The following is a 3745-nucleotide window of genomic DNA, read 5'->3' as shown; positions in this document are numbered from 1 at the left end:
CAAGAGAAAGAACCAAGTTTGCGGACTTTTTAGTCTGCGTGTTCTGTATGAAATAGTGAAGAGAAGATGTAATCGGATCGACCGACAAAAAGGTTGATGTCGCAAGAGCTTGCTCAAGCCTTGCACTATGATTGATGTGTTTAACCGCCATCACCGATTGTATCTCGAGAAGCTGGTCTTTCTGCTGATAACGTCAGGCTGAGCATTTGCAGTCAAATGGCAACATTTGACGTCGCATAATGCGGCTTTTAAAAGCTAGTTTGATGGATATTGGCAATGAGAGTGATCAAGTGTCTTAAGGGCATTTGGTGGATGCCTTGGCATGCACAGGCGATGAAGGACGTGATACGCTGCGATAAGCCACGGGGAGGTGCGAATACCCTTTGATCCGTGGATTTCCGAATGGGGCAACCCACCTTAGATAACTAGAAAATCAGATGTGCCGATTAAGGCAATAGGGCAATACGGCAGTAGGGCAGTATGTGAGATAAACATATTGCCTTATTGCCCTACTGACCTACTGCCCTTTGATTGGGCGCATGTGGTTTCTAGTTATCGTAATAAGGTATCTAACACTGAATACATAGGTGTTAGAAGCGAACCTGGGGAACTGAAACATCTAAGTACCCAGAGGAAAGGACATCAAACGAGACTCCGCTAGTAGTGGCGAGCGAACGCGGACCAGGCCAGTGGCTTGATTGAGCAAAGTGGAACAATTTGGAAAAGTTGGCTAAAGTGGGTGATAGCCCCGTACACGTAAAGTGAAATCAAGTCCTTGAGTAGGGCGGGACACGTGAAATCCTGTCTGAACATGGGTCGACCACGATCCAAGCCTAAGTACTCGTGCATGACCGATAGCGAACCAGTACCGTGAGGGAAAGGTGAAAAGCACCCCGACGAGGGGAGTGAAATAGTACCTGAAACCGAATGCCTACAAACAGTTGGAGCCCAAGGTTCGTCCTGGGTGACAGCGTACCTTTTGTATAATGGGTCAGCGACTTAGTCTGACGAGCAAGCTTAAGCCGGTAGGTGTAGGCGCAGCGAAAGCGAGTCTGAACAGGGCGTTCAGTTCGTCGGATTAGACCCGAAACCAAGTGATCTAGCCATGAGCAGGTTGAAGGTACGGTAACACGTACTGGAGGACCGAACCCATATCTGTTGCAATAGATCGGGATGACTTGTGGCTAGGGGTGAAAGGCCAATCAAACTTGGAGATAGCTGGTTCTCCGCGAAATCTATTTAGGTAGAGCGTCCAGCGAATACCCCCGGGGGTAGAGCACTGAATGGGCTATGGGGACTCACCGTCTTACTGATCCTAATCAAACTCCGAATACCGGGGAGTACTACTGGGCAGACACACGGCGGGTGCTAACGTCCGTCGTGAAGAGGGCAACAACCCTGACCACCATCTAAGGTCCCTAAGTTATGGCTAAGTGGGAAAGGATGTGAGGATCCCAAAACAACCAGGATGTTGGCTTAGAAGCAGCCATCATTTAAAGAAAGCGTAACAGCTCACTGGTCTAAATAAGGGTCTTTGCGCCGAAAATGTACCGGGGCTAAAGCCATACACCGAAGCTGTGGATGCACATTTGTGCGTGGTAGCGGAGCGTTCCGTAAGCCTGTGAAGGGACAGTCGTGAGACATCCTGGAGGTATCGGAAGTGAGAATGCTGACATGAGTAACGATAAAGGGAGTGAGAGACTCCCTCGCCGAAAGTCCAAGGGTTCCTGCTTAAAGTTAATCTGAGCAGGGTTAGCCGGCCCCTAAGGCGAGGCCGAAAGGCGTAGTCGATGGGAACCACGTTAATATTCGTGGGCCTGCAGGTAGTGACGGATCGCGTGTGTTGTAAGGTCTTATTGGATTGATCTTGCAGCGAAGCGGTTCCAGGAAATAGCTCCTGCATATAGACCGTACCCTAAACCGACACTGGTGGACTGGTAGAGAATACCAAGGCGCTTGAGAGAACTGCGTTGAAGGAACTCGGCAAAATGCACGCGTAACTTCGGAAGAAGCGTGACCTCCATTTAGGCAACTAGGTGGGGGTGGCACAGACCAGGGGGTAGCGACTGTTTACCAAAAACACAGGGCTCTGCGAAGTCGCAAGACGACGTATAGGGTCTGACGCCTGCCCGGTGCTGGAAGGTTAAGAGGAGATGTGCAAGCATTGAATTGAAGCCCCAGTAAACGGCGGCCGTAACTATAACGGTCCTAAGGTAGCGAAATTCCTTGTCGGGTAAGTTCCGACCTGCACGAATGGCGTAACGACTTCCCCGCTGTCTCCAACGCAGACTCAGTGAAATTGAATTCCCCGTGAAGATGCGGGGTTCCTGCGGTTAGACGGAAAGACCCCGTGCACCTTTACTATAGCTTTACACTGGCATTCGTGTCGGCATGTGTAGGATAGGTGGTAGACTTTGAAGCAGTGGCGCCAGCCATTGTGGAGTCATCCTTGAAATACCACCCTTGCCTATATGGATGTCTAACTGCGGCCCGTTATCCGGGTCCAGGACCGTGTATGGTGGGTAGTTTGACTGGGGCGGTCGCCTCCTAAAGAGTAACGGAGGCGCGCGATGGTAGGCTCAGAACGGTCGGAAATCGTTCGTCGAGTGCAATGGCATAAGCCTGCCTGACTGCAAGACTGACAAGTCGAGCAGAGACGAAAGTCGGTCATAGTGATCCGGTGGTCCCGCGTGGAAGGGCCATCGCTCAACGGATAAAAGGTACGCCGGGGATAACAGGCTGATGACCCCCAAGAGTCCATATCGACGGGGTTGTTTGGCACCTCGATGTCGACTCATCGCATCCTGGGGCTGGAGCAGGTCCCAAGGGTATGGCTGTTCGCCATTTAAAGCGGTACGTGAGTTGGGTTCAGAACGTCGTGAGACAGTTCGGTCCCTATCTGCCGTGGGTGTAGGAATATTGATAGGATCTGTCCCTAGTACGAGAGGACCGGGATGGACGTATCTCTGGTGGACCTGTTGTCGTGCCAACGGCATAGCAGGGTAGCTATATACGGACGGGATAACCGCTGAAGGCATCTAAGCGGGAAACCCACCTAAAAACGAGTATTCCCTATCAGAGCCGTGGAAGACCACCACGTTGATAGGCCGGGTGTGGAAGTGCGGCAACGCATGCAGCTTACCGGTACTAATAGCTCGATCGACTTGATCACTCCCATTTACAATATCCATCAAGCGAAGCTTGATGGATATCAGTTTAGAATAGCGCTCACGGATCGTACGCGGCTTCGCCGCTGATCCTCCGCGAGGGCGGCCAAACGTGGCCGACGCGCGGTCGCGCTTGCGAAGCTTACGCTTCGAGGTTCTAGTTCTGATATCAAAGCATGAAAGACAAAAGAGCAGAGGACGCTTAAGGAAAACATACTCCCTTACTGCCTTATTCCCCTACTCCCCTAACCAGCTTCTCATTTTGTGTTCTTCGCCGACCTGGTGGTTATGGCGGAGCGGCTGCACCCGATCCCATTCCGAACTCGGCCGTGAAACGCTCCAGCGCCAATGGTACTTCGTCTCAAGACGCGGGAGAGTAGGTCGCTGCCAGGTCTGCCAAGCACACAAATCAAACCATCTTCTCAATATCCATACTTAACACTCCAATTAAGCGATAATCGCTCAAAATACCCAACCGGTTATAAATTAAACACCCTGGCGCGGGGTGGAGCAGCCCGGTAGCTCGTCAGGCTCATAACCTGAAGGCCGCAGGTTCAAATCCTGCCCCCGCAACCAAA

At 51.6% G+C, this 3745-nt stretch carries 1 tRNA gene and 2 rRNA genes; all 3 read left to right on the top strand.

The features are described 5' to 3' along the window. The first annotated feature begins 284 nt into the window (after positions 1-284). The 3 genes from JAU75_RS23795 (at position 285) to JAU75_RS23785 (ending at position 3743) form a co-directional block, all read left to right on the top strand. Positions 285-3172 (top strand): 23S ribosomal RNA (locus tag JAU75_RS23795). A gap of 273 nt (positions 3173-3445) precedes the next feature. Next, positions 3446-3560 (top strand): 5S ribosomal RNA (gene rrf / locus JAU75_RS23790). Positions 3561-3666: 106 nt separating this feature from the next. Continuing rightward, positions 3667-3743, top strand: a tRNA-Met gene (locus JAU75_RS23785). Positions 3744-3745: the final 2 nt, after the last annotated feature.

Source organism: Ochrobactrum sp. Q0168 (genome assembly GCF_016427605.1).
In the GTDB taxonomy this organism is placed as follows: Bacteria; Pseudomonadota; Alphaproteobacteria; order Rhizobiales; family Rhizobiaceae; genus Brucella.
This window is presented reverse-complemented; position numbering and strand designations above follow the sequence as displayed.